This window comes from Massilia sp. CFBP 13721 (assembly GCF_014842025.1).
Lineage (GTDB): Bacteria > Pseudomonadota > Gammaproteobacteria > Burkholderiales > Burkholderiaceae_D > Telluria.
In genome coordinates this window covers 149450-173875 of record NZ_JACYUY010000004.1, presented here as the reverse complement: position 1 = coordinate 173875, position 24426 = coordinate 149450, and the positions used below count along the sequence as shown (strand labels likewise).

The window sequence follows — 24426 nt, the reverse complement described above, 5'->3', positions numbered from 1 at the left end:
GTGGGCATGCCCACCTTGCGTTAGACCGCCGTCAACGCCAGGCGCGGCGCCGGCGCCTCGACCGCAGCCACACCCTCGTCCAGCCTGAACAAGCGCACCGCGCGTGCCAGTTCCGCCGCCTGGTCCTGCATCGCCTGGGCCGCCGCGCTGGCCTCTTCGACCAGCGCCGCATTATGGCGGGTGCTGTCGTCCATCTCGCCGATCGCGCGGTTGACCTGCTCGATGCCGCTGCTTTGTTCGAGGCTGGCGGCGGTGATGTCGGCCATGATGTCGGTCACGCGGCCGACGCTGGCGAGCACCTCGTGCATCGTGGCGCCGGCTTTCGACACCAGGTCGCGGCCGGCGTCGACCTCGGCGCTCGATGCCGCGATCAGGGTCTTGATCTCCCGCGCGGCGGCCGCGCTGCGCTGGGCCAGGTTGCGCACTTCGCCGGCGACGACGGCAAAGCCGCGTCCCTGTTCGCCGGCGCGCGCCGCTTCCACGGCGGCGTTCAGGGCCAGGATGTTGGTCTGGAAGGCGATGCCGTCGATGACGCCGGTGATGTCGGCGATCCGGCGCGAGGACTGGTTGATCGATTCCATCGTCTCGACCACTTGCCCGACCATGCTGCCGCCTTTCTGGGCGATGGTCGAGGCCGAGACGGCCAGGCTGTTGGCCTGGCGCGCGTGCTCGGCGTTCTGGCGCACGGTCTCGGTGAGTTCGCCCATCGACGAGGACGTGGCGGCCAGGCTGCCGGCCTGCTGCTCGGTGCGCGCGCACAGGTCGAGGTTGCCGGTCGAGATCTCGTTCGAGGCGTTGGCGATCTGCTCGGCGCCGTCGCGCACCTTGCCCACGACGGACGAGAGCTTGCGGCTGATGCCGTTCATGGCGTCCAGCAGCAGGCCGATCTCGTCGGCATGGCGGCGTTCGACCTGCACCGTCAGGTCGCCGCCGGCGATGCGCGCCGCGGCGTCGCGGGCCGTGGCCAGCGGACGGGTGATGGTGGCGCGCACGAAGGCGTACAGGATGGCGGCGAAGACCGAGAGGGCGACCAGGCCGAACACGATGTACTGGTTGCGCAGCGCGGTGGCGTGCGCCGTGATTTCGTCGCGGTAGGTGCCGCCGACGATGACCCAGTTCCAGTCCTTGAAAAAGGCGAACGAGACGATCTTTTCGCGCGTGGCGGTCTCGCCCGGGTTTTGCCAGTCGTAGACCAGCGTGCCGGTCTTCCTGTCGAGGATTTCCCTGACGAAGGCGCGGCCGTTCGACGCGCGCTCGGCGAGGATGTTCTGGCCCTCCCGCGTCGGGTGCACCAGCAGGTCGCCCTCGCCCTTGCCGGGCGCGGCGTTCAGTACGTAGAAATAACCGGTGTCGCCGACCTTGATGGCGCGGATGCGTTCCTTGAGGGCCGCCGCCTCGGCGCTGATGTCGACGCCGACGTAGAGCGCGCCGACCACCTTGCCGCCGGCGTCGCGCACCGGCGCATACTGGGTGATGAACTGCTTGCCGAAGAGCGTCGCCAGGCCAACGTAGACCTTGCCCGCCTTGATGGCGGCATAGGCCGGGCTGGCGCGGTCGAGCCGGGTGCCGACGGCGCGCTCGCCGTTTTCCTTCTTCACCGAAGTGGAGACGCGCACGAAGTCGTCGCCGTCGACGACGAAGATGGTGGCGTTGCCGCCGGTCTCGCCGCTGAAGCGGTCCGGGGCGCTGAAGTCGAGGTTCAGGACCTTGCCATCGTGCTTCAGCGCCGGTACCGGCTTGCCGTCGATGTCGATCGGCGCCGTCGCATCGGCCTCGAAACTGCCGCCGAATTCGGCGCCGAAGATGCGCCCGAAACTGACGGCTTCGGCCGACACCGTGCGGTTGAACATGTCGATCGTGTTGACCACGCCGTGCAGTTCGTCCTGCATATTGTCGCTGGCGCGTTCTTCCAGCAGGGCGGCGGTGGAGACCGAAATCGCCAGGATGAGCGCAGCGATGATGAGGCCGACCAGCGCAAAGCTGAAGGCGCTGATCTTGGTGCCAACGTTCCAGTTGGCGGGGTGGTATTTGTTGGACATGGGAGGAAACGCAAAGGTGGATCTTGCGGATCCTACCAGTGAGTTTCCCCACATCAACTAAAAAATGTCGAAACGATCATGGCTTCTGTCGCACCTGTGACACAGCTTTAATGTTCGACATGCACATTATGAAACTGCAGCGCCGCCAGGTTGGCATAGATGCCTTTCATCGCCACCAGCGAAGCATGGGTACCGGTTTCCACCACGCGGCCGTCTTCCATCACCACGATGCGGTCGGCGCGCTGCACGGTCGCCAGGCGGTGCGCGATGATGACGGTGGTGCGGCCGACCATCGCCGCTTCCAGCGCCCCCTGCACCAGGCGTTCGGATTCGGCGTCAAGCGCGCTGGTCGCTTCGTCGAGCAGCAGCAGCGGCGGGTTTTTCAGCAGGGCGCGCGCGATCGCGATGCGCTGGCGCTGGCCACCGGACAGGCGCACGCCGCGCTCGCCGAGGAAGGAGCGGTAACCCTGCGGCAGGCGCTCGATGAACTCGTGCGCGGCAGCCAGTTTGGCGGCGGCGATGACTTCCTCGTCGCTCGCTTCGGGCCGGCCGTAGCGGATGTTTTCCATCGCGTCGGCCGAGAAGATCACCGTGTCCTGCGGAACGATGCCGATCGCGCCGCGCAGGGTGTGCAGGTCGAGGTCGCGGATGTCGACGCCGTCGAGCGTGATCGAACCGGATTGCGGATCGTAGTAGCGCAGCAGCAGCTGGAACAGCGTGGTTTTACCCGCGCCGGACGGGCCGACCACGGCCACGGTTTCGCCGGGGCGAATCGCCAGCGTCACGTGATCGAGGGCCGCCGTGTCCTGGCGCGACGGGTAGGCAAAGGTGAGGTCGTTCAGGGCCAGCGCTGCACCGTTCGAGGAGCGCAGCGGTAAGGCGCGTGGGTGTGCCGAGTTGCGGATGTCCGAGCGCGCGGCCAGCAGTTCGAGCAGGCGCTCGGTGGCGCCGGCGGCGCGCTGCGCTTCGCCCATCACTTCGGCCAGGGCGCCGATCGAGCCGGCCACGATCGAGGCGTACAGGATGAACTGGCCGAGGTCGCCGCCGGTCATGGTCCCCTGCAGCACCGCGTGTGCGCCCAGCCACAGCACGAACACGATGGTGCCGAACACCAGCACGATGGCGAGCATGGTCAGCAGCGAGCGCGCGCGGATGCGCTGCATGGCCGCGCTGAAGGCGCCTTCGACGCTGGTGCCGAAACGCTCGGCTTCGATCTTTTCGTGGGTGTAGGCCTGCACGGTCGGCATGGCGTTCAGGATCTCGCCGGCCAGCGCCGAGGCGTCGGCGATGCGGTCTTGCGAATCGCGCGAGAGCTTGCGCACGCGCCTCCCGAACAGCACGATCGGCAGGATCACGGCCACCAATAAAGCCAGGATGATGGCGGTGAGCTTGGCGCTGGTCACGAACAGCATCACCAGGCCGCCGGTGAAGAGCAGGGTATTGCGCAATGCAAGCGAGATGCTGGTGCCGACCACGGCCTGGATCAGCGTGGTGTCGGTGGTCAGGCGCGACAGCACTTCGCCGGTTTGCGTGGTCTCGAAGAATTCCGGGCTCTGGTGCACGACGTGGCGGTAGACGGCGCTGCGGATGTCGGCGGTGACGCGTTCGCCCAGCCAGGACACCATGTAGAAGCGCGCGGCGGTCGCCACGCCGAGCACGGCGGCCACGCCGAACAGCGCCAGGAAGGTGGCGTCGACGTGGCGGATGCTCTGGGCGCCGGCCGAGGCACCGAAGCCGAGATCGATCATCTGCTTGAAGGCGGCAGGGATGGCCAGCGTGGCGCCGGCCGCGAACAGCAGGGCGATGCCGGCCAGGATGAACTGGCGGCGGTAGGGGCGAAGAAACGGCATCAGCCCCTTGAGCGCGGCGAGGCTGCCCTTGCGGGATGCGGCGCTGTCGGGAGCCGGGCTGGCATTGTTGGTGCTGGTGCTGGTACTGGGGCTGGGTGAGCGCTGGGTCATCGTGTCGCTTGCTGTTCTGCTTGTTATTTTGTCTGGTGATTCAAAGTTTCATTTGCCGCACGTAGCCGGTCATCTCGAGATAGCCGCGTCCCGCCGGCACGCCGTCGCGCGCGACCGTCACCGCGCCTTCCCAGTAGACGGCGCCGGTCGAGCGGCGCGAATCGAGTTCCTGGTCGGGCTGCAGCGGTGCGATCTGCCAGCGCGTGCCGCCGGTCGCGATCGTGGTGGCGACCGGGTACTCGGCATTGGTACGCGGCGACTTCCACCGCGTTTGCGGAGAAAACGTCACCTCGCCCGGCGCGTAACGGGTCACTTTGCCGTCGCGCCCGCGCACGGTGGCGTGCGCCCATAGTTTACCACCGTCCTTGGCGCGGATCTGGAAAGCCATCAGCGCCGAGCCGTCGTCGAGATTCGCGCCGATCCAGTCCCAGCCCTGCGCCTCCGGTTGCAGTGCTTCGCTCGACCATTCGTGGTCGAACCAGGCGCTGCCCGTGACCGGCCCGGTGGCGCCCGCGCGTCCGGCCACGCCCGTCACCTTCAGCTGCGGCAGGCTGTAGTAATAGCTCGCGTGCTGCGCGGCCGGCCCCTTGCGCGAATAGCCGCCTTCGCCCTGTACCAGCGGCGGCTGGGTGGGGGTGAGCGTCAGCTCGAAGGTCATCGCCGACGATTTGAGCGTCACGCGGTAATTGCCGTCCGCGCCACGCACCATGCGCCAGTCGTCGAGCTTGACGTCGAGGTCGCCCGGTTTGGCCCAGGCCAGCCCGAAGCCTTCGCGGCTGCTGCGCTCGTCGTGCACCAGGCGCCCGACCTCGGGATCGGACAGCGCCGCATGGCCGATCACCAGCTGGTGCGGCGCAAAGGCGCTCGGGTTGGCCGGATCGTGTTCGGTGCGGCTCCTGAAAAACGTCACCTGGAAGCCGAGCGGCTTGCCGGCGGCCGTTTTCAGCCAGCCGGTGACGTACCACCACTCGGTGCGAAATTCTGGATGGGCGCCGTAGTCGCGCGGGAAGGCCATGGGTTGGCCCGGCTTCACCGGCGCGAATTGCGGCGGCGCCGCCTGCGCCAGGCCGGCCAGCATCGGCATTAACAACAGCAGCAGTACAAATACAAATCGCATCACCAATCCTCCCGCACGGCGCGCACCGGCCCGCCCGATAACGCACAGCGTCCCGACACCAGCGCGGTGCCGACCGACGCCGCCACCAGCACCGCCGCCACCGTGCCCAGCAAGCCCCAGGGCAGGTGCAGCCCCATGGTCCAGTGGAAGGATTGCGGATTGACGACGAACACCAGGATCAGGCTGATCACCAGTCCCAGCGCGAAGCCGCAAGCCACGCCGAGGGTGGTCAGCAAGCCGCCCTCGACGGCGAGGATGCCGAGCACCTGCCCGCGCGTCACGCCGACGTGGCGCAGCATGCCGAATTCGCGTGCGCGCGCCAGCGTCTGCGCCGAAAAGGTGGCGGCCACGCCGGACAGGCCGATGACGATGGCGATCGCTTCCAGCAGGTAGGTCACGGCAAAGCTGCGGTCGAAAATCTGCAGGCTGGCGGCGCGGATCTCGCCGGGCCGCGCCAGTTGCAGCGCGCCGCCGAAGGGGAGCTGGCGCAGCGCGCGCTCGATGCGATGGGTAGCGGCTTCGCTGCCGGCGTAGATGGCGGCATCGGTCACTTCCAGGGAGTTGGTGAGCGCGCGGTAGTCCGCCAGCCGCACCACGACGGAACCGGACTGGTTGGCGTAGTCGCGCCAGACGCCGGCGATATAGAAGGAAGCGGGCCGTCCGCCCAGCGGCAGCTTGAGGGTTTGGCCGACCTGCACGCCGTACAGGTCGAGCATCGCTTCCGAGACCCAGGCCGGACGCGCGCCGGCCGGAACGAGGTTCGATTCGCCCACGAGGAACAGCAGGCGACCGGGATCGGCAGCGTCGATGTCGCGCGCGATCAGCACCACGTCGGGACGGTCGGCCGCGAGCGACACTGGCCGCGTGCGCAGGAACTGGACCGGGCTGCCGCCGGCGGCGCGCGCGATCGCATCCTGTTCCGGCTTGCCGAAAAAGCCCGAACTGCCGCCGGCGCTGCTGCGTACGTACAGGTCGGCCGGCAGGATGTGGCGCATCCAGTCGTCGACCGAGATGCGGAAGCTGGCCACCATGATGCCCATCGCGACCATCAGGCTGAAGCTGGCAAGCACGCCGCCGAGGGCGATCGAAGCCTGGCCGGGGGCGTTCGCCAGGCGCGCGAGCGTCAGCGCCAGCACCGGCGGCGGGTTGGCAGAGCGTTGCAGCGGACGGCTGAGCAGGCGGAAGCTGGCGGCGGCCAGGCGCGGCATCAGGCCGATGCCGCCGATCAGCAGCAGGGCGATCGCAAAATAGCCGAACAGCGGCAGTTCGAACACGGGCGGCGCGAACGAGAACACGCCGGCCAGCGCCAGGCACACCAGCGAAGGCCAGACGCGCGACAAGTGCGCCAGCGCCGCTTCGTCGTTGCCGCCCTTCAGGGCTACGGCAGGCTTGGCGCGCGCCGCTTCGAATGCCGGCGCCAGGCAGCCGAGCAGCGCCACGCCCAGGCCCAGCGCGAAGAACACGAATGCCGCGACCGGCGTGAAGACCACCTGCGGCTTGATGCCCGGGAAGTAGCCGGCGCCGAGGTCGCCGCCGAAGAAGCGTAGCGCCAGCGCCGCCAGCGCATAGCCGGCCGCCACCCCCAGCAGCGCGCCGATCACGCCCAGGCTGGCGCCTTCGATCAGCACCTGGCGCAGCAACTGGCGCCGTTCGACGCCGAGCACGCGCAAGAGCGCGAACTGGCTGCGCCGGCGCATCACCGACAGCGCCTGGGTCGAAAACACCAGGAAGGCGCCGGTGAACAGCGCGACCAGCGCCAGCACCGTCAGGTTCACGCGGTAGGCGCGGCTGAGGTTATTGTTGCGGCTTTGCTGGTCGCTGTCGTTCGGCTGCTGGACGCGGAAGCGCCCCGGGAATTCGCGTTCCAGATCGGCCGTCAGGCGCGCCTCGAACTCGGCGCGGTTGACGCCGTCGCGCAATTTGAGGTCGACGCGCGAGAGTTTGCCGAGCTGGTCGAAGCGCCACTGCAGGGCGCCGATGTCCATCACGCCAAAGCGCTGGCCTGGCCGCGCGCGCGCCACCGGACCGGCCACGCGCAGCGCGACGTCGCGCGTGCCGGCGCGCGCCGTGAGCGCCGCATCCGTTTGCAGGTTCAGCCAGGCTTGCGCGGCGGGCGACAGGAAGACGCTGTCGTCGGCCAGGATGTCGCTGCCGCGCCCCTCTGTCGGCACCCCCAGCAGGTCGGGCGCGATATAGCCGGCGCGCAGCGGATCGATCCCGACCAGGCGCAGCGAGCCGCGCGCGGCGGGAATCGCTGCCTGTACTTCGAGCACCGGCGCGGCCAGCGCCACGCCCGCGTATTCGGCCAGGCGCGGATAGATGGCTTCGTCGAACACGGCTTCGCGCCCGGCCACCTGGACGTCGGCCTGGCCGGACAGGCTCTTGATCGCACTGGAGAATTCGTTAAAGGCCGCGGCGTTGATCAGGTGGATGGCGAAGCCCATGGCGACGCCGACCACGATCGCCGTCACGGCCAGCACGGCGCGCACCGGATGCGCGCGCCATTCGCCCACCAGCAGCCAACGCGAGAGGACGTTCAGGCCGGACATTCGACCGCCATTGCCTCCGCCTGCCGCTTCGCCTTCAGGCGTGCGCTCGCCACCGTGGTCTTGTCGGCGCGGGCCGCGTCTTCCTGCGCCCATTTGCCTTGCAGGCGCAGGCGTTCGCATTTCTGGCGCGTGGTCGCGGCGGCGCGCGCCACGCGTTGATTGTCGCGTTCGGCCCGCGCTTCATCGGCGGCGAGTTCCTTTTGCAGCGCGGCCAGGCGCGCCTTGTCGCGTTCCAGCCGGTCGCGCGCCGCGTCGACGTCAGCCGGCGCCGCCGGCACTGCGAGCGCGGTTGCCTTGCCGTCGGCGCAGGGCTGTTCGCCGTAGCTGGTCTTGCCGCCGACCGTGCATTTGTAGACCGTCTGCGCTGCCGCCGGCTGCGCCAGCGCGCACACCATCACTGCCGCCATCATCGTCCTCGTCATATGCTCTCCTGGTTCACAAAATTTTGCCAGGGTTCATAATGCCGAGCGGGTCGAGGGCGCCTTTGATGGCACGCATCATGTTCAGTTCGACGGGGTCCTTGTAGCGTTGCAGCTCGTCGCGTTTCAGGGCGCCGATGCCGTGTTCGGCCGAGATCGAGCCGTCGAAGGCGGCGACCTTGTCGTGCACGATGCGGTTGATCGCGGCCTGGTTGACGAGAAAATCCTCGTGCGCCACGCCCGCCATCGGCGCGACGTTGTAGTGCAGGTTGCCGTCGCCCAGGTGGCCGAAGCAGACCACTTGGCAGCCGGGGAAGGCGGCGGCCAGGGCGGCGTCGGTGGCGGCGATGAAGGCGGCGATCTGCGAGATCGGCAGCGAGACGTCGTGCTTGATGTTCTTGCCGGCGCTGGCCTGGGCCAGCGGGATGTGTTCGCGCAGCTGCCACAGGCTGGTCGATTGCGCGATCGAAGTGGCGACTACCGCGTCGTCGGCCAGGCCGCCTTCGAGGGCGGCTTCGATGGCGCCCTCGAGCAGCCCCACCGCATGCGCTTCCGATTCGCTGCTTGATACTTCCAGCAGCGCATATTGCGCATGGCTGCGCGCGAACGGGCGCGGCAGGTGCGGGAAGTGCTCGCCCACCAGGCGCAGGCAAAAGTCCGACATCAATTCGTAAGCCGTCAGGCTGGAGCCGCATCCGTCCTGCACCAGCGACAGCAGCGCCAGCGCGCTTTCCGGCGAATCCATCGCCACCAGCGCCGTGGTCGACGCCTTGGGCTGCGGATACAGCTTGAGGACAGCGGCGGTGATCACACCGAGCGTGCCTTCGGCGCCGATGAACAGGTCGCGCAGCGCATAGCCGGTATTGTCCTTGCGCAGCCCGCGCAAGCCGTCCCAGACTTCGCCGGCCGGGGTGACCACCTGCAGCCCGAGGCACAGGTCGCGCGTGTTCCCGTAGCGCAGCACCGCGGTGCCGCCGGCATTCGTCGACAGGTTGCCGCCGATGGTGCAGCTGCCTTCGGCCGCCAGCGACAGCGGGAACAGCAGGCCTGCCTGCGCGGCGGCGTCCTGGATCTGCTGCAGGATGGCGCCGGCTTCGACGGTGATGGTGCGGTTGACGGTATCGATGTCGAGGATGCGGTTCAGGCGCCGCATCGAGAGCACCACGGCCGCGCCGCTGGCATCGGGCACGCTGCCCAGCACCAGGCCGGTGCGGCCGCCTTGCGGCACGATGGGCACGCGCGCGCCGGCGCAGGCGGCGACCAGTTGCGCCACCTGCTCAAGCGTGGCGGGCAGCAGCACGGCGCGTGCGCGCCCGGTGAAGCGGCCGCGCCAGTCGGTGAGGTAGGGCGCCATTTCGGCATCCGCCGTCAGCACCGACGCGGCGCCGACGATCGCGCGGCAGCGTCCGAGGAAATCCTCAGTCATGCGGTACTTTTACCTTGTCGAGCAATTCCTTGGCCAGCTTTTGCGCCGCCTTTTTATAGGGGCGCAGGTAGAGCAGGGCGCAGGCGAAATACACGCAGACCAGCGTCACTTCGCCCAGCGCCATCATGCGCGACAGTTCGCGCGTGTCGCTCCAGGCGCGCACCACGCCTTCGGTGAAGTACAGCAGGATCACCATCGACGACCACTGCAGCGTGTACAAGTCGCGCTTGATGACGCCGCGCAGCGGCAGCAGCAGCGGCAAGGCTTTCAAAGCCAGCAGCGAGCCGCCCGGGTGCAGCGGGGCGACCCAGATTTCCCAGGCCACCAGCCAGCCGATCAGCCAGATCAGGCTGGCGATGGCGCCACCATGAAACAGCTTTTGGGTTTGCATCAGCGTGGTCCAGGCAATGTTGATTGCAACTTGGCGGCGGCGTCGGCCAGGCGGCGCCCGAGCGCGATCGCCAGGCGTTTCTCGTCCTCCGTGACCGCCTTGTCGCCGTCGATGCCGGCCCAGTGGGTGGCGCCGTAGGGGCTGCCGCCGCTGGAGGTCGTCATCAGTTCCGGATGGGTGTAGGGCAGGCCCATGACGAGCATGCCGTGGTGCAGCAGCGGAATCATCATCGACAGTAGGGTCGCTTCCTGGCCGCCGTGCAGGCTGCCGGTGGAGGCGAACACGACCGCCGGTTTGCCGGACAGGGTGCCGGCCAGCCATTCGGCCGCGGTGCCGTCGAGGAAGTATTTCATCGCCGCCGCCATGTTGCCGAAGCGCGTGGGCGAACCCAGCGCCAGCCCGGCGCACTCGGCCAGGTCGGACAGTTCGACATACGGCGCACCATCCGCCGGAATTGCCGGCGCGGTCGCTTCCGCCACCGTCGACACCGCCGGCACCGTGCGCAGGCGGGCTTCCGCGCCCGGGACGCTTTCGACGCCCTGGGCGATCAGCTCGGCCAGCTTGCGGGTGGCGCCGTGGCGCGAGTAGTACAACACGAGTATGGTCAGGGTCGGGTTCATCGTTGGTATTATAGAATGCTTTGCTGCACCGAATGCCTTCGGGACTAACCAGAATAACAACATGCTTTCCAAAACGGTTCACGCGCTTGCACGTTCCCGGGACGAGATCGTCAGCGACTTCGAACGCGTGCGCGGGCTGACCCTGGCCGAAGTACGCGACCTGGTGCGCTTCGCGCGGCGCCGCCTGCGCGAGGAAAGGCTGCCGCAAGTGGCAGGCAGCCTCACCTTTACCACGACGCTGGCCCTGGTCCCCTTGCTGACGATCGTACTGGCCATTTTTACCACGTTTCCGATCTTCGGTCAGCTCCGCACGGCCCTGGAAACGTATTTCGCCCAGGCGCTGATTCCGCGCGCGATATCGAACACGATCATCGCCAACCTGACGCAATTTGCCGACAAGGCCAAGGGCTTGTCGGCGCTGGGCGCGATCGCGCTGCTGTCGACCACGACGGCGATGATGGCGATGATCGAGCGCGTCTTCAACCAGATCTGGCGCGTGCGCCGTCCGCGTCCGCTGATGCAGCGCCTGCTGACCTACTGGGCGCTGATCACGCTCGGGCCCTTGCTGTTCGGCCTGTCGATCAGCCTCACGGGCCAGTTGTTCACTGCCACTGGCGGCATGGCGCAGGCGGTGCCCCTGCTTGGGTCGATTCTTGGCGCGCTGCTGTCGGCGCTGGCCTCGCTCGCGCTCAGTACCGGCGCCTACACGCTGCTGTACGTGGCGGTGCCGAACCGCCACGTCGATTGGCGCGATGCGCTGTGGGGTGCGCTGGCGGCGGCGATTGCGTTTGAGTTGGCCAAGCGCCTGTTCGCCCTGTTCATCCGCCAGTTCCCGACCTACGCCATCATCTACGGCGCGCTGGCGGCGCTGCCGTTGTTCCTGGTGTGGATGTACCTGTCGTGGCTGATCACGCTGCTCGGCGCGGTCGTGGCGGCCGCCTTGCCGGTCATTAAATACGAACGCTGGTGGCACGTGCCGGCGCCGGGCGGGGTGTTCGTCGACGCCATGGCGGTGCTGAAGGTGCTGCACGGCGGCGCGCACGCCACCGGCTCGGCGCTGGTGTCCTCGAACGCGATCCGCGCCCATACCCGCATCGGGTATGACGAAATCGGCCTGCTGCTCGAGCAGATGGTCGCCGCCGGCTGGGTCGGGCGGGTGCAGCCGGACGCGCCGCAAGGCGGCTGGGGCGCCAGCGAGCGTGCCGGCGCCGAGGCCTGGGTCTTGCTGGCCGATCCGGACGTGCTGCGCGTGGCCGACGTGTACCGGCTGTTCGTGTTCGGCGGCGTGCTGGCGCCGAGTGCGCAGCAGGTGGCGGGGTCGGACCTGTCGCTGGATGCGGCGGCGCTGGCGCGCGAGGTCGAGGCGGCGGTGGGGCAAGGGCTGGATCAGCCGATTAGCGCGTACTTCGCGGAGCGGTAACGCGCCGGATTTTCGACTGTTGCGGCGCTGGACACGGTGCGGTATGCACCCGCACGAACGCGTGGGCACGGGGCGCCCACCCTACAATATGCGGCGGCCGACACGTTGATGAGCCGTAGGGTGGGCGCCCGGAGCCCACGCGGAACGTGGCACAGCGATAGCATTGTTTGAACGCTGCGACTCGCCCTAAAAACTCAGCTTCCCCGTGAGCATCTGCCAGTACATCACCCAGTCCGCCTTGAACGACAGCCACGGCTGCGCGAACGTCGCCGGCCGGTTGTGCTCGTAGAAGAAATGCCCGATCCAGGCGCCGCCGTAGCCGAACACCAGCGCCACCAGGATCCACCAGGCGTTACCCGTGACGATCGCCGTGGCAATCGCCAGCAGCGCGCCGGAGCTGCCGATGAAATGGGTGCGGCGGCAGCGGCGGTCGGCGTGCTGGGTCAGGTAGAAGGGATAGAACTCGGCGAAGGTCATGCGGCCTCCTGTTGCTTCAATCCTGCGGCGAACGCCGCCAGCGCATCGAGCACCCCATCGGGCTGCTCGCTCATCAGCGAATGGCCGGCGTCGACCTGCACCACCTTGCCATGGGCGATGGCGCCGGTCAGCGTTTTGGTCGAACGCGCCGGCGTCATCATGTCCTTGCTGCCGAAAATGAACAGGGTCGGGCAGCGCACCGCTTGCGCCGCGGCTTCGCCGTCCGCATAGGCATTGCAGGCCGCGAAATCGTTGTGGAACAGCCCGTCGGGATTGATGGCCGACATGCGCTGCATCAGCCGCCGCGCGCCACCCAGCACCGAGAAGCCGGGTCCGGGACTGGACGGCTTGTGGGCGATGGACGAGTGCGACCAGATGTTGACCATGTCGATCGCACTTCCCTCATCGTCGCGCGACGTGGCGAGGAGGGCGTCCGACACCTTCATCGGGTAGGTGGTGCCGAGCATGGCCAGGGCCCGTACCCGCTCCGGCGCGTGTTTGGACGCTTCCAGCGCGACGAGCGAACCCATGCTGTGGCCGACAAGGATGGCTTGCGCTACCCCGGCGGCGTCCAGCAGCGCCAGCAGCCAGTCGGCCATCGCCTCGACGCTGGTGAGAGCCGAGCCGGCGCTGCGGCCGTGGCCGGGCAGGTCGACGGCCAGCACGCCGTAGCCATGGTGCGCGAACCAGCGCGACTGCAGGCCCCAGACCGAATGGTCGTTCTGGGCACCGTGGATGAAGACGATCATCGGCAGCGCCGCGTCGAAGGGTTTGCCGCCGCTGTAGCAATACGCTGCGTTATCCGCGATATTCAGGATCATCTTAGGCTCCCTTCTGCGACGCCTTGAGCGCGCGCGCCAGGTCTTCGATCAGGTCGTCCGCATCCTCCAGGCCGACCGAGAGGCGCATCGTGCCTTCCAGGATGCCGGACGCCGCCAGCTGGTCGGCGGGCACGCGGAAGTGGGTGGTCGAGGCCGGGTGGATGACGAGCGACTTGGCGTCGCCGACATTGGCCAGGTGCGAGAACACGTTCAGGGCGTCGACGAAACGCCGGCCGGCGGCGCGGTCGCCCTTCAGGTTGAAAGTGAACACGGCGCCGCAGCCCTTCGGCAGCAGCGTTTTTGCCAGCGCATGATCGGGATGGGTCTCCAGTTCCGGATACGAGACCGACGTCACGGCCGGATTGGCGAGCAGGAACTCGATCACGCGGCGGGTGTTGGCCACGTGGCGGTCCATGCGCAGGCCGAGCGTCTCGATCCCCTGCAGCACGGCAAAGGCATTGTGCGGGCTCATCACCGCGCCGAAATCGCGCAAGCCCTCGCGGCGGGCGCGCAGGGCAAAGGCGGCGACGGTCGACTCTTCGGCGAACACCATGTCGTGGAAGCCCTCGTAGGGTTCGCACAGTTCGGCGAAGCGTCCGGTCCGGTCGTAGGCCGCCTGCCAGTCGAAGGTGCCGCCGTCGACCAGCAATCCGCCGATGGCGGTGCCGTGCCCGCACAGGAACTTGGTGGCCGAGTGGAACACCAGGTCGGCGCCAAGGTCGAAGGGGCGCAGCAAATACGGCGTGGTGAAGGTGGCGTCGACCATCAGCGGCAGGTGGTGCTCGTGCGCGAGCGCGCCGATGCGCGGGATGTCGAGCACGTCCAGGCCCGGGTTGCCGAGGGTTTCGCCGAACAGCACCTTGGTGTCGGGACGGATCGCGGCGCGCCAGGCGTCGAGGTCGCGCGGGTCGACGAAGGTGGTCTCGATGCCGAAGCGTTTTAACGTGTACGCCAGCAGGTTGTGCGAGCCCCCGTACAGCGCGCGCGAGGCGACGATGTGCGAGCCGGCGCCGGCAATCGTCGACAGGCCCAGGTGCATCGCCGCCTGGCCGCTGGCGGTGGCGATGCCGGCCACGCCGCCTTCGAGCGCGGCGATGCGTTCTTCCAGCACCGCGTTGGTCGGGTTCGAGATGCGCGAATAGACGTGGCCGCTGCGTTCCATGTTGAACAGCGAAGCGGCGTGGTCGGAGTCGCGGAAGGCGAACGAGGAAGTGAAGTGGATCGGCGTGGCGCGCGCGCCGGTCGCCGGGTCGGGCGCGGCGCCTGCGTGCAGCGCCAGGGTGTCGAAGCCCGGGTAGTGTGGACCGCTCATGATCGTCTCGTGTTGTAAGAAATTCGGTTTTATTGTGGGCGGCATCGTAGCATTCTTTCATCGCCCTGCCATGCCCCGGGGGAGTACTTCCTCGCGTAACTGGATTTTCTGATAGGCTTAGGCTACATTCGTGTTATGCCTTAGACAAAGAAAATCAACCAGTGAATATTCCAACTGAAGCCGGGGTGGCCAATATGAAAGTTTCAGAAATCCTGCAGGTGAAGGGCAACATCCTCTACACGGTAACGCCCGAAACGCTGCTCGCCGACGCGGTCAATACGATGTCGGAAAAGGACATCGGTTCCCTGGTGGTCATGGAGTACGGCGACCTCGTCGGAATGCTGACTTTCCGCGAAGTGATCAAGGCGCTGCATGCCAACGGCGGCTCGCTCGGCGGCGGCACCGTGCGCCGGCACATGGACGAAGCCCCGATCACGGTCACGCCGGAAACCGAGGTCAACGAGGTGCGCCGCATGATGCTGGAGAAGCACGCGCGCTACCTGCCGGTGATGGATGCCAAGACGCTGCTGGGCGTGATTTCGTTCTACGACGTCGCACGCGCGGTACTGGAGGCGCAAAGTTTCGAGAACCGCATGCTGAAGGCGTATATCCGGGATTGGCCGGCGGAGCAGGCGGCGGAGGATTGATTCAAAAGGCCTGTACGTGTGCCGCATACCCGTAAGGTGGGCGGGGCAATTTCGGCCAATGGCCGGAATTGCGCCCACGCGTTCAACTACTGTCTGCACAGACCGTGATGTGATTTTGTAGGGTGGGCGCCCCGAGCCCACGCGAATGCCTCCATTCGCATAAGTGCCAACACCATGCGAGCGTCCGCGTGGGCACAGGGGCGCCCACCCTACGGTTCAAGCCGCATCCAGCCGCCGCGCCCCCAGCCACGCCAGCAAGTCCTGCGGCGACAACGGCCGCGCGTACAGGTAGCCCTGCGCCAGCGGGCAGCCGAGCGCGTGCAGGATGCGGGCCTGGCGTTCGTCTTCGACGCCTTCCGCGATCACCGACAGGCCCAGGTTGCGCCCGAGCTGGATCACCATCGCGGCGATGCTGCTGCCGCGTGCCGATTCCGTGATTTCGCTGACGAACGAGCGGTCGATCTTGAGGCGGTCGATTTGCAGGCGCTGCAGGTGCGACAGCGAGGAGAAGCCGGTGCCGAAGTCGTCGATCGCGATCGAGACGCCGGTGCGCTTGACCTCGGCCAGCATCTCGGCCAGCTGCTGCGGCTCTTCCATCGCCATCGATTCCGTGATTTCCAGCTCGAGGAAGGCCGCCGGGGCGCCGGTGTCAAGCAGCGCGCCGCGCAGCACGTCGACGAACTGCGGGTGGCGGAACTGCGCCTGCGAGACGTTCACCGACATCGTGAAATCGAGATAGCCAGCGCCGCGCAGGCGCATCAGTTCGGCGCAGGCTTCGCGCAATACCCAGGCGCCGATCTCGACGATCAGCCCGGAATGCTCGGCGATCGGGATGAAGCGGTCGGGCGGGATCATGCTGCCGTCGTCCAGGCGCCAGCGCAGCAGCGCTTCGGCGCCGAACGGGCGCCCGCTGGCGAGGTCGACCTGCGGCTGGTAGGCCAGGAACAGTTCGCCGCGCGCCACGCCGCAGCGCAGCGCGTGCATCAGGCGCACCCGTTCGCGGGTCTCGACACCCATGCTGCGCGTGAAGTAGAAGTGGCCGCCGCGCTGCTGCGTCTTGGCGCGCTTGAGCGCGATGTCGGCGTCCTTGAGGACGTCGGCGCCGCTGCCCTCGTGCTCGCGCAGGCACACCAGGCCCAGTGTGGCGGATACCTGCATTTCCTGGCCGTCGATCTGGAACGGCGCGGCGAACAGCGCGTGGATCGCGGCCGGGGTGGTCAGTTCGCCCGGGCCGAACACCGAGAAGGTGTCGCCGCCGATGCGTGCCACCGTCAGGCGCGCGTCGAGCTGGTCTAGCAGGCGCCGCGCCACGGTCACCAGCAGTTCGTCGCCGAACTGGTGGCCGAGCGCGTCGTTGGTCTCGGCAAAATGGTCGAGGTCGACCAGGGCCAGGGTGGCCTCGCCGATGTTACCCGAAGCGCTACCCGCAGCGCTGCCCGCGGCGACCGCCGCGTCGAGCTCCTCGACCAGCCGGGTGCGGTTTGGCAGGCCGGTCAGGCGGTCGAAGAAGGCCGCCGTGTTCAGGCGTCCGACCAGTTCGACGTTGTCGAGGCCGACGGCGACGACGCTGGCGAACACTTTCAGCAGGCGCGCCGTGCCCTCGCCGACGGGTTGCGCCAGCGCGAGCGCGGCGCAGAAGTCGCGTCCCGATTTGCCGGGAAAGTAGAGCGTCATGCAGGTCGGGCCGAATTCGCCCTGGCGCCGCGCCAGCGCACGCGCGGCCGCGGCGGCCAGCGGCCCTCCATGCCGGCTATCCAGCAGCTGCCCTTCGAGGGGCAGCATGGCGCCGGCACCACCGAGCACGCGCATGGCGTCGCCCTCGCGCACGCACAGGAGGCCGGGTGCAAGCAGGCCGGACACATCATGGCCGAGCAGGGACGCGGCCTGCTGCAGCACCGAACGGGCGACGTCGCGCGCGCCGTGCAGGCGCATCAGTTCGGTGCCGGCGTGGACGATGCGTTCCAGCCCGGCACGCCCGACGCCGAGCGCATGCAGTTGCTGGTAGCTGCGCACGGCGGCGGCAACCGTCGTATACAGCTTGGTGCGGGTCAGCTCGGACTTGGTGCGGTAATCGTTGATGTCGAGGTCGCGGATCGCTTCCATCTCGGGCGTGTAGCCGGGCTGGCCGGTGCGCAGGATGATGCGCACCTCGACCATGCCGAGCGTCTGGCGGATGTGGCGCACCAGATACAGGCCGGCGTCGGGCTGCTCCATCACGACGTCGAGCAGGATCACGGCGATACCTGGTTCGCGCGCCAGCAGCTCGCGCGCCGCCTGCGCCGAGTAGGCGTGCAGGAATTCGAGCGGGCGGTCCTGGACTTCGAGGCCGGCCAGGGCGAAGGTGGTCGTGGAATGGACGTCCGCGTCGTCGTCGACGATCAGGATGCGCCAGCCGGGACCGGCGGCGCGGTGGGCGAGGCTGCCGGCAAGCGGCGCCTCGTCCAGGAAAACCAGGTCGTCGTGCAGGGGCGCGGCGACGCCAGGTGTACTTGATGCGGACATGATTGTTGCGTCTCCAAGACTATTCTCGGCACTTCATACCCGCGCAGTATAACGGACATTGCCGGAAGCGAAGGCTGAAAGTTGTTGCTGTAACGAAATTTATATCCGTGGAGCAATGATTATGCTGTCGACGGTGGACAATTTTTCATGCCCGGCCGATCGCCGCGCGGGCTGGTAGAATGGCTTTTTTGCACCTTCGCCACTAAGCCCATGTCTGGTAATTCCTTCGGTAAGCTGTTTTCTGTCACCACCTTCGGCGAATCGCACGGTCCCGCGATCGGTTGCGTCATCGATGGCTGCCCGCCCGGCATGGCATTGTCGGAAGCCGACATCCAGCCCGAACTCGATCGCCGCAAGCCCGGCACCTCGCGTCACGTGACCCAGCGCCAGGAAGGCGACCGCGTGCAGATCCTGTCGGGCGTGTACGAGGGGGTGACCACCGGTACCCCGATCGCGCTGTTGATCCAGAACGAAGACCAGCGCAGCAAGGATTACGGCAACATCGCCGAGACCTTCCGTCCCGGCCACGCCGACTATACCTACTGGCACAAGTACGGCGTGCGCGATCCGCGCGGCGGCGGGCGCTCTTCGGCGCGCCTGACGGCGCCGGTGGTCGGCGCCGGCGCGGTGGCCAAGAAATGGCTGCGCGAGCGCTACGGCATCGGTTTCGCCGGCTGCATGCGCCAGCTCGGCGAGATCGCCGTGCCCTTCGGCGGCTGGGAGCACGTGGCCAACAACCCGTTCTTCGCCGCCACCGATGACGCCGCGCTGCTGGCGCGCATGGAAACCTACATGGACGAGCTGCGCCGCGCCGGCGACTCGATCGGCGCGCGCATCGACGTGGTGGCGACCGGCGTGCCGGTCGGCTTCGGCCAGCCGATCTACGACAAGCTCGACGCCGACATCGCCTACGCCATGATGGGGATCAACGCGGTCAAGGGCGTCGAGATCGGCGCCGGCTTTGCCTCGGTGGCGCAGAAGGGTTCCGAACACGGCGACGAACTGACCCCGGAGGGCTTCGTGGGCAACCACGCCGGCGGCGTGCTGGGCGGGATCTCGACCGGGCAGGACATCACGGTCTCGCTGGCGATCAAGCCGACCTCCTCGATCCGGGTGCCGCGCCGCTCGATCGACAAGGCGGGCGCGCCGGCGACAGTGGAAACCTTCGGCCGCCATGACCCCTGCGTGGGTATTCGCGCGACGCCGATCGCCGAAGCGATGCTGGCCCTGGTGCTGATCGACCATGCGCTGATGCAGCGCGCGCAGTGCGGTGACGTGAAGGTCGACACGCCGCGGATTTGAGGTAACGCGTGGACGGAAAATCCGTCCACCCTACGGCGTACGATCGATATCAGGTAGGGTGGACGGCTCCGCCGTCCACGCGTTCGCTATCTGGTCAGGCGCTTTTTGCCGCCGGCTCGGCCTGGGTACGCCGCTCGAGCGCTCCCACCACCAGAGCGCGCAGATCGTTCAATAGCGTGAACTCGGTATGGCTCAGATTGATCGACGCATAGGTCTCGTCCCAGTCGCCGTAGATGAAGCCGACCGGCTGGCCGTTCATGCACATCGGGATCACGACGAAGCAGCGCGCTTCCGACAGCGTGCCGCGCCACCAGCCGGGCAGCTTGGCGGCGAACTTGGGGTCGCGCGCATTCTCGATGAAGATCACGCGGTCGCTGGTGAGCGCGGCGTGGAACACGTCGGCCGCGTAGCTGTCGTCGAAACTCAGGTTCGGCATCAACCCCTTGGTCCCTTCGCCAAAGCCCATGCGCGCCAGGTACTTGCCCTCGCGCCGGTTGCGCAGGAAGGCGAAGGCGCGCTTGAAGGAGAGTCCCTGGTAGATGGTTTCCAGCGCCATCGACATCATCTGGCCCGGGTTGACCGTCACGCCGGCGTCGCGCATGTCGGCGGCGCCGCTCATGAGGATGCGGTTGCCCGCTTCGCGCTTGCGCGCTGCCACCTGGGCGTGGGCGTCGGCCTGGGCCTGCTTCGCCGCGGGCTTGGCCAGCGGCGCGATCGTCAGATCGGCGGCGGCTTCGGTTTTCGCCTTGTCGATCGCGGCCAGCACCTGGTCCGGCGCCACGCCCAGCATCGGCGCAAAGGCGGCGGCAAGCTCCGCCACTTCGGCGGCGCCGGCTTCGTCGTCGTTCCAGAGCGAGTTGGCGCAGCGCGTCGACATGGTGCCGAGCGCGGCCAGCCAGTCGTCGTGGCCGAAGCCATCCTCGCGCTCGCCCGGTTCGAGCGTGCGCATGCCCGCCACCAGGTTGCGCGGCAGGCCCCAGTGCTCGGCCGTGGCGCGCCCCAGCGCCTCCAGCGACAGCCCGAGCACGGCCGCGGCGGCCTCGCCCTCGCAGCCGGCGCCGGCTTGCGCCTGCATCTGGCTCCAGCGCTCGGGCATGTAGAAGGTGACCATCATCCGGCCCAGCGAATGCAGGATCGAGCAGACCACGGCTTCCTCGGGGTCGCGCGTGGCGGCGCGCGCCGCGACCTGCTGCGCCACCATCCCGGCCAGCACCGCCTTTTCCATCTCGACGTGGGCGTTGGCCGAATCGGGCGTGCTCTTCGAGAGTTCCTCGATCAGTTTCAGGCCCAGCGCCAGGTGGCCGATAGCTTCGGTGCCGAGCACCAGCACCGCTTTCGAGACGGTGTTGATGCGCTGGCCGAAGGCGGAGTACATGCCGCTGTTGGCAAGGCGCAGCACCTTTTGCGTCAGGACCGGGTCGGAGAGCACGGTCTGCGTCATCGAGAATTCCTGCTCGTCCTCGCCGCGCATCGAGGCGAGGATGGCGTTGATGGCGCGCGTGAAACCGGGCATGTCGCCCTGGCGCCGGATGCGTTCCCACAGCAAGGCCAACGTAGAGTCAGCTGTAACCCCGGCCTTGGGTGCGCGTTCAGTGGTGGATGGCGTCATGATGGTCTTGACCGGAGTTCTGGTGGCAGCAATGCCGTGTAATGGTTGTCTTGCAGGGCGGCCAGGGCGGCATTCGCCGGCATCGGCCGGCCGGTCAGGTAGCCCTGGACGTAGCGGCAGTCGCGCTGCTGGAACCAGTCCAGCTGCTCCTCGGTCTCGACGCCCTCGGCGACCACCGACAGGCCGAGGTGGCGCGCCATGTCGAGCACCGCGCTGCAGATGGCCGCGTCCTTCGGCGCATCCGGCAGGTCCTTGACGAACGCGCGGTCGATCTTCAGGACCGAGATCGGGAAGCGCTTGAGGTAGGCGAGGGACGAGTAGCCGGTGCCGAAGTCGTCGATCGCGATGCGCGCCCGGCGCTCGGCCATCCTGGTGAGGATGGTCTCGGCATGCTGCGGGTCGACCATCAGCGTGCCTTCGGTGATCTCGAGCACCAGCTTGTGGCCCGGCATGCCAGATAAGGCCAGCGCTTCGTCGAGCACGCCGAGGAACTTGTCGCTCCTGAACTGGCGCGGGCTGATGTTGACCGAGATGTAGAGGTCGCGCTTGGCCGCTTCCTCGAACTGCAGCAACTGGGCGCAGGCCGAGCGCAGGGCCCAGGCGCCGAGCATGTTGATCAGCCCGTTCGTCTCGGCGATCGGGATGAAGCGCACCGGCGGCACCATGCCCAGGGTCGGGTGCTTCCAGCGCATCAGCGTCTCGAAGCCTTCGATCTCGCGCGTGCGCGCGTCGACGATGGGCTGGTAGTAGAGCAGGAATTCGCCCTCGCGCACGGCCGAGAACATGGCCGCCTCCAGCGAGATGTCGTGCTGCGGCGGCCCCTGTTCGCGCGCGCTGTAGACCTGCGCGCGCCCGCGTCCGGTCTCCTTGGCGCGCATCAGCGCGGCGTCGGCCAGCGACAGCAGGCCGTGGTCGTCCTCGGCATGCTGCGGGTAGAGCGCGACGCCGACCGAGGCGCCCAGGTGGATCGTGTGGCCGTCGGCCTCGAAGGGCGACTGCAGGGCCGCCAGCAGGCGTCCCGTGACCAGCTTGATCTGGGCTTCGCTGGCGGTGCCGGGCAGGATCACGACGAATTCATCGCCGCCCACGCGCGCCAGCGTGTCGCTGTCGCGCATGGCCTTGCGCAGGCGCGTCGCGGCCTGGCGCAGCACCGTGTCGCCGACCGTGTGGCCGAGCGCGTCGTTGACTTTCTTGAAGCCGTCGATGCCGATGGTGGCCACGGCGAAGCCCTGGCCCGAGCGGCGCGCATTGGCCACCACCATGCGGATGCGGTCCGACAGCAGCAGGCGGTTCGGCAGTTCGGTCAGGGCGTCGTGGGTCGCCATGTGGCGCAGCCGCTCTTCGGTCGCGTGCTGCGCGCTCATGTCGCGGCCGACGACGAACAGGTCGCGTCCGCCGCACTGGCTACCTGCAGCACCGGCGTCGACGGCGAGGGCGACGATGCGCAGCTCGAGCGGCGTGGCCAGCTCGGCGCAGCGCAGGCGCACACGCACCAGTACCGGTTCGGCGGCGGCAAGCGCGTCGGTGATGGCGCTGCGCAGGGCGGCGCTGTCGCCTTCCATGAACAAGGCGGACAGCGGCATTCCCTCGAGCGGCGCCTGCACGCCGGCCAGGCGCGCGGCGCTGCGGCTTGCGCTCCTGATCTCGCCGCCGGCGGCGATCCGGAACGCGCAATCGCCCGCCGCTTCCATCAGGCTCTCCAGGCCAGCGGCCGATGGAGCGCACGGCTGGTCGAACGGCGCAGCGGCGGAAGTGGAATGCATCGTAAAAATATCTGCCTTATTGCTGGCACCCGGGACAGGTGGAACCGTGCGAGTTTAACAAACCACGGGACACTTTATCACTGAAAAATTCCAAGGAGCATTAAAAAATGTTGGGTCGCCGCCCGTTTGCGTTTCGTCTGCGCTTCGTTGCGTTGGCACAGGAGCGCCTTGCCTCGCACACGACTTTGCGCTAGCCTCTTGACGGATCGCCAACATCCATTGTCGACCGGAAGTGGCCATTGTCACCTAACCGTTGCATCTGAGAAAGCAAAACCGTGTAATTCGATGCTTTCTTGCAACATTATAGACCAGCATGTTCGACCTTGCCGGGAGCACCTCATGAACCAGTTCGTGAATCAATTCGATACCCACCAGGTCTTCAACCAGGCGCCGCCCTTCGGCGACGTCAACCTGCTGCGCTGCGACCCGGCCTTGCGCGAAGGCCTGGCGCGCGAGGGGGCGGCCTGGGCGCAGGATGAACTCGACGCGCTCGGCGCGCGGCTGGGGCAGTCCGACGTGCTCGACCTGGCGCGCCTGGCGAATGCCCACGGCCCGCGCCTGGTCGCATTCGACCGCGGCGGGCGCCGGGTCGACGAGATCGAGTTCCACCCGGCCTGGCACGCATTGATGGAGATGATGATCGGGGCCGGCGCCCATTCCTCGCCCTGGCGCGATCCGCGTCCTGGCGCCCAGGTGGCGCGCGCGGGGGCCTACCTGCTGTTCGGCCAGGTCGAGAACGGCGCCCAGTGCCCGGTGACGATGACCTATGCCAGCGTGCCGGCGCTGCGTCATGCGGGTACGCTCGGCGCGCGCTGGCTGCCGAAGATCCTCTCGAACGAATACGATCCGCGCTCGCTGCCGGTCGAACAGAAGCGTGGCGCCCTGGTCGGCATGGGCATGACGGAAAAGCAGGGCGGCACCGACGTGCGTGCCAACACCACGCGCGCGCGTCCGCTGCTGCCGGCCGAAGCGAGGGAGCGCTTCGGGGAAGAAGGCGAGGGCGCCTGGCGGATCGTCGGCCACAAGTGGTTTTTCTCGGCGCCGCAGTCGGATGCGCACCTGATCCTGGCGCAAACGGACGAAGGCGGCAGCGCAGGCTTGTCATGTTTTTTCGTGCCGCGCTTCCTGCCCGACGGCAGCCGCAATGCGATCCGCGTGCAGCGCCTGAAAGACAAGCTCGGCAACCGCTCGAACGCCTCGTCCGAGGTCGAGTTCCAGGGCGCCGTCGGCTGGCTGGTCGGCGCGCTCGGGCGCGGCATTCCGACCATCCTCGAGATGGGCAGCCATACCCGCCTCGATTGCGTGGTCGGCAGCGCCGGCATCATGCGCGCGGCGCTGTGCCATGCGCTGCACCACGCGCGCGGACGCGCCGTCTTCGGCAAGCCGCTGGCGCAGCAGCCGCTGATGCAGAACGTGCTGGCCGACCTCGCGCTCGAGTCGGAAGCGGCCACCGCGTTTGCCCTGCGCCTGGCGCGCTGCTTCGATCGCCTGGACGATCCGGTCGAGTCGGCGCTGGCGCGCATCCTGACCCCGGCCGGCAAGTACTGGCTGTGCAAGCGCGGCCCGGCCTTTGGCGCCGAGGCGATGGAAGTCATGGGCGGCAACGGCTATGTCGAGGATGGCCCGCTGGCGCGCCTGTACCGCGAGTTTCCGGTCAACTCGATCTGGGAAGGGTCGGGCAACGTGATGTGCCTGGACCTGCTGCGCGCGCTCGGCAAGGCGCCGGAGGCGGCGCGCGCGGCGCTGGACGCCGAACTGGCGCCGGCGGCTGCCCTCGATGCGCGCTTTGCCCGCCATGTCGAGGAACTCGGCCGCGACATGTTGAACACCGGCGAGGCGGGCGCACGCCGGCTGGCCGAGCGGCTGGTGATCGCGGTGCAGGGCGCGCTGCTGCTGCGCCATGCGCCGCCCTTCGTGGCCGAGGCGTTTGTCGCGTCGCGCATCGCGCAAGATGTGGGCGGCGCGTTCGGGCGGCTGCCGCCTGACACCGATTTCGATGCGATCCTGGCGCGTGCGCTGGACGTCTAGGGTGATATTTCTACAAGCGGGGC

The 24426-nt window shown here is 68.0% G+C and carries 18 protein-coding genes; 4 read left to right on the top strand and 14 right to left on the bottom strand.

Annotated elements, in window-relative coordinates:
* Positions 1 to 20: 20 nt before the first annotated feature.
* The 8 genes from IFT60_RS05415 to wrbA form a co-directional block, all read right to left on the bottom strand.
* Positions 21 to 2039: a methyl-accepting chemotaxis protein gene (locus tag IFT60_RS05415; RefSeq protein WP_192050288.1), complete on the bottom strand. Its 2019-nt coding sequence runs from the start codon at positions 2037 to 2039 to the stop codon at positions 21 to 23.
* A 107-nt stretch (positions 2040 to 2146) separates the two neighbouring features.
* Entirely contained in the window at positions 2147 to 4000 is a 1854-nt protein-coding gene (locus tag IFT60_RS05410) for an ABC transporter transmembrane domain-containing protein (protein ID WP_192050286.1), read from the bottom strand.
* A gap of 40 nt (positions 4001 to 4040) precedes the next feature.
* Positions 4041 to 5117: a lipocalin-like domain-containing protein gene (locus IFT60_RS05405; protein WP_192050284.1), complete on the bottom strand. Its 1077-nt coding sequence runs from the start codon at positions 5115 to 5117 to the stop codon at positions 4041 to 4043.
* Positions 5117 to 7666 carry an FtsX-like permease family protein gene (locus IFT60_RS05400; RefSeq protein ID WP_192050282.1) on the bottom strand — a complete coding sequence of 850 codons (2550 nt, stop codon included), beginning with the start codon at positions 7664 to 7666 and terminating at the stop codon, positions 5117 to 5119. Before IFT60_RS05400 ends, IFT60_RS05405 begins: the two co-directional genes overlap by 1 nt.
* Positions 7654 to 8088, bottom strand: coding sequence for a DUF4124 domain-containing protein (locus IFT60_RS05395; RefSeq protein WP_192050280.1), 435 nt, complete (start codon positions 8086 to 8088; stop codon positions 7654 to 7656). Before IFT60_RS05395 ends, IFT60_RS05400 begins: the two co-directional genes overlap by 13 nt.
* A 13-nt stretch (positions 8089 to 8101) precedes the next feature.
* Positions 8102 to 9511: an FAD-binding oxidoreductase gene (locus IFT60_RS05390; protein WP_192050277.1), complete on the bottom strand. Its 1410-nt coding sequence runs from the start codon at positions 9509 to 9511 to the stop codon at positions 8102 to 8104.
* Positions 9504 to 9902, bottom strand: coding sequence for a DUF2069 domain-containing protein (locus IFT60_RS05385; protein WP_192050275.1), 399 nt, complete (start codon positions 9900 to 9902; stop codon positions 9504 to 9506). Before IFT60_RS05385 ends, IFT60_RS05390 begins: the two co-directional genes overlap by 8 nt.
* Complete coding sequence (gene wrbA, locus IFT60_RS05380; protein ID WP_192050273.1) at positions 9902 to 10522, bottom strand: NAD(P)H:quinone oxidoreductase; 621 nt, start codon at positions 10520 to 10522, stop codon at positions 9902 to 9904. Before wrbA ends, IFT60_RS05385 begins: the two co-directional genes overlap by 1 nt.
* Before the next feature lie 61 nt (positions 10523 to 10583).
* Between wrbA and IFT60_RS05375 the strand changes: the two genes are divergently transcribed.
* Positions 10584 to 11942, top strand: coding sequence for a YihY family inner membrane protein (locus tag IFT60_RS05375; protein ID WP_192050270.1), 1359 nt, complete (start codon positions 10584 to 10586; stop codon positions 11940 to 11942).
* A gap of 186 nt (positions 11943 to 12128) precedes the next feature.
* Here the strand turns inward: IFT60_RS05375 and IFT60_RS05370 are convergent, their stop codons facing one another.
* From IFT60_RS05370 to IFT60_RS05360, 3 genes are read right to left on the bottom strand one after another with little or no spacing between them, the layout of a single operon-like run.
* Positions 12129 to 12419: an Mpo1-like protein gene (locus IFT60_RS05370; RefSeq protein WP_192050268.1), complete on the bottom strand. Its 291-nt coding sequence runs from the start codon at positions 12417 to 12419 to the stop codon at positions 12129 to 12131.
* Positions 12416 to 13240, bottom strand: coding sequence for an alpha/beta fold hydrolase (locus IFT60_RS05365; protein ID WP_192050266.1), 825 nt, complete (start codon positions 13238 to 13240; stop codon positions 12416 to 12418). Before IFT60_RS05365 ends, IFT60_RS05370 begins: the two co-directional genes overlap by 4 nt.
* Before the next feature lies 1 nt (position 13241).
* Positions 13242 to 14552, bottom strand: a complete 1311-nt coding sequence (locus IFT60_RS05360) for an O-acetylhomoserine aminocarboxypropyltransferase (protein ID WP_192050264.1) — start codon at positions 14550 to 14552, stop codon at positions 13242 to 13244.
* A 194-nt stretch (positions 14553 to 14746) separates the two neighbouring features.
* On the opposite strand from IFT60_RS05360, the gene IFT60_RS05355 reads away from it, so the two are divergent.
* On the top strand, positions 14747 to 15199 hold the full coding sequence (locus IFT60_RS05355) for a CBS domain-containing protein (RefSeq protein WP_192050262.1): 453 nt from the start codon (positions 14747 to 14749) through the stop codon (positions 15197 to 15199).
* Between the two features lie 216 nt (positions 15200 to 15415).
* Here IFT60_RS05355 and IFT60_RS05350 read toward each other — a convergent pair whose 3' ends face one another.
* The gene (locus tag IFT60_RS05350) at positions 15416 to 17701 is read right to left on the bottom strand and encodes an EAL domain-containing response regulator (RefSeq protein ID WP_192050260.1); all 2286 of its coding nucleotides are present in this window, start codon (positions 17699 to 17701) and stop codon (positions 15416 to 15418) included.
* A 210-nt stretch (positions 17702 to 17911) separates the two neighbouring features.
* On the opposite strand from IFT60_RS05350, the gene aroC reads away from it, so the two are divergent.
* The gene (aroC, locus tag IFT60_RS05345; protein ID WP_192050258.1) at positions 17912 to 19003 is read left to right on the top strand and encodes a chorismate synthase; all 1092 of its coding nucleotides are present in this window, start codon (positions 17912 to 17914) and stop codon (positions 19001 to 19003) included.
* 94 nt (positions 19004 to 19097) lie between these two features.
* Here the strand turns inward: aroC and IFT60_RS05340 are convergent, their stop codons facing one another.
* Positions 19098 to 20612, bottom strand: coding sequence for an HDOD domain-containing protein (locus IFT60_RS05340; RefSeq protein ID WP_229510703.1), 1515 nt, complete (start codon positions 20610 to 20612; stop codon positions 19098 to 19100).
* Entirely contained in the window at positions 20609 to 22375 is a 1767-nt protein-coding gene (locus tag IFT60_RS05335) for a putative bifunctional diguanylate cyclase/phosphodiesterase (protein ID WP_192050256.1), read from the bottom strand. Before IFT60_RS05335 ends, IFT60_RS05340 begins: the two co-directional genes overlap by 4 nt.
* Before the next feature lie 339 nt (positions 22376 to 22714).
* Between IFT60_RS05335 and IFT60_RS05330 the strand changes: the two genes are divergently transcribed.
* Entirely contained in the window at positions 22715 to 24403 is a 1689-nt protein-coding gene (locus tag IFT60_RS05330) for an isovaleryl-CoA dehydrogenase (protein ID WP_192050254.1), read from the top strand.
* Positions 24404 to 24426 lie beyond the last annotated feature (23 nt).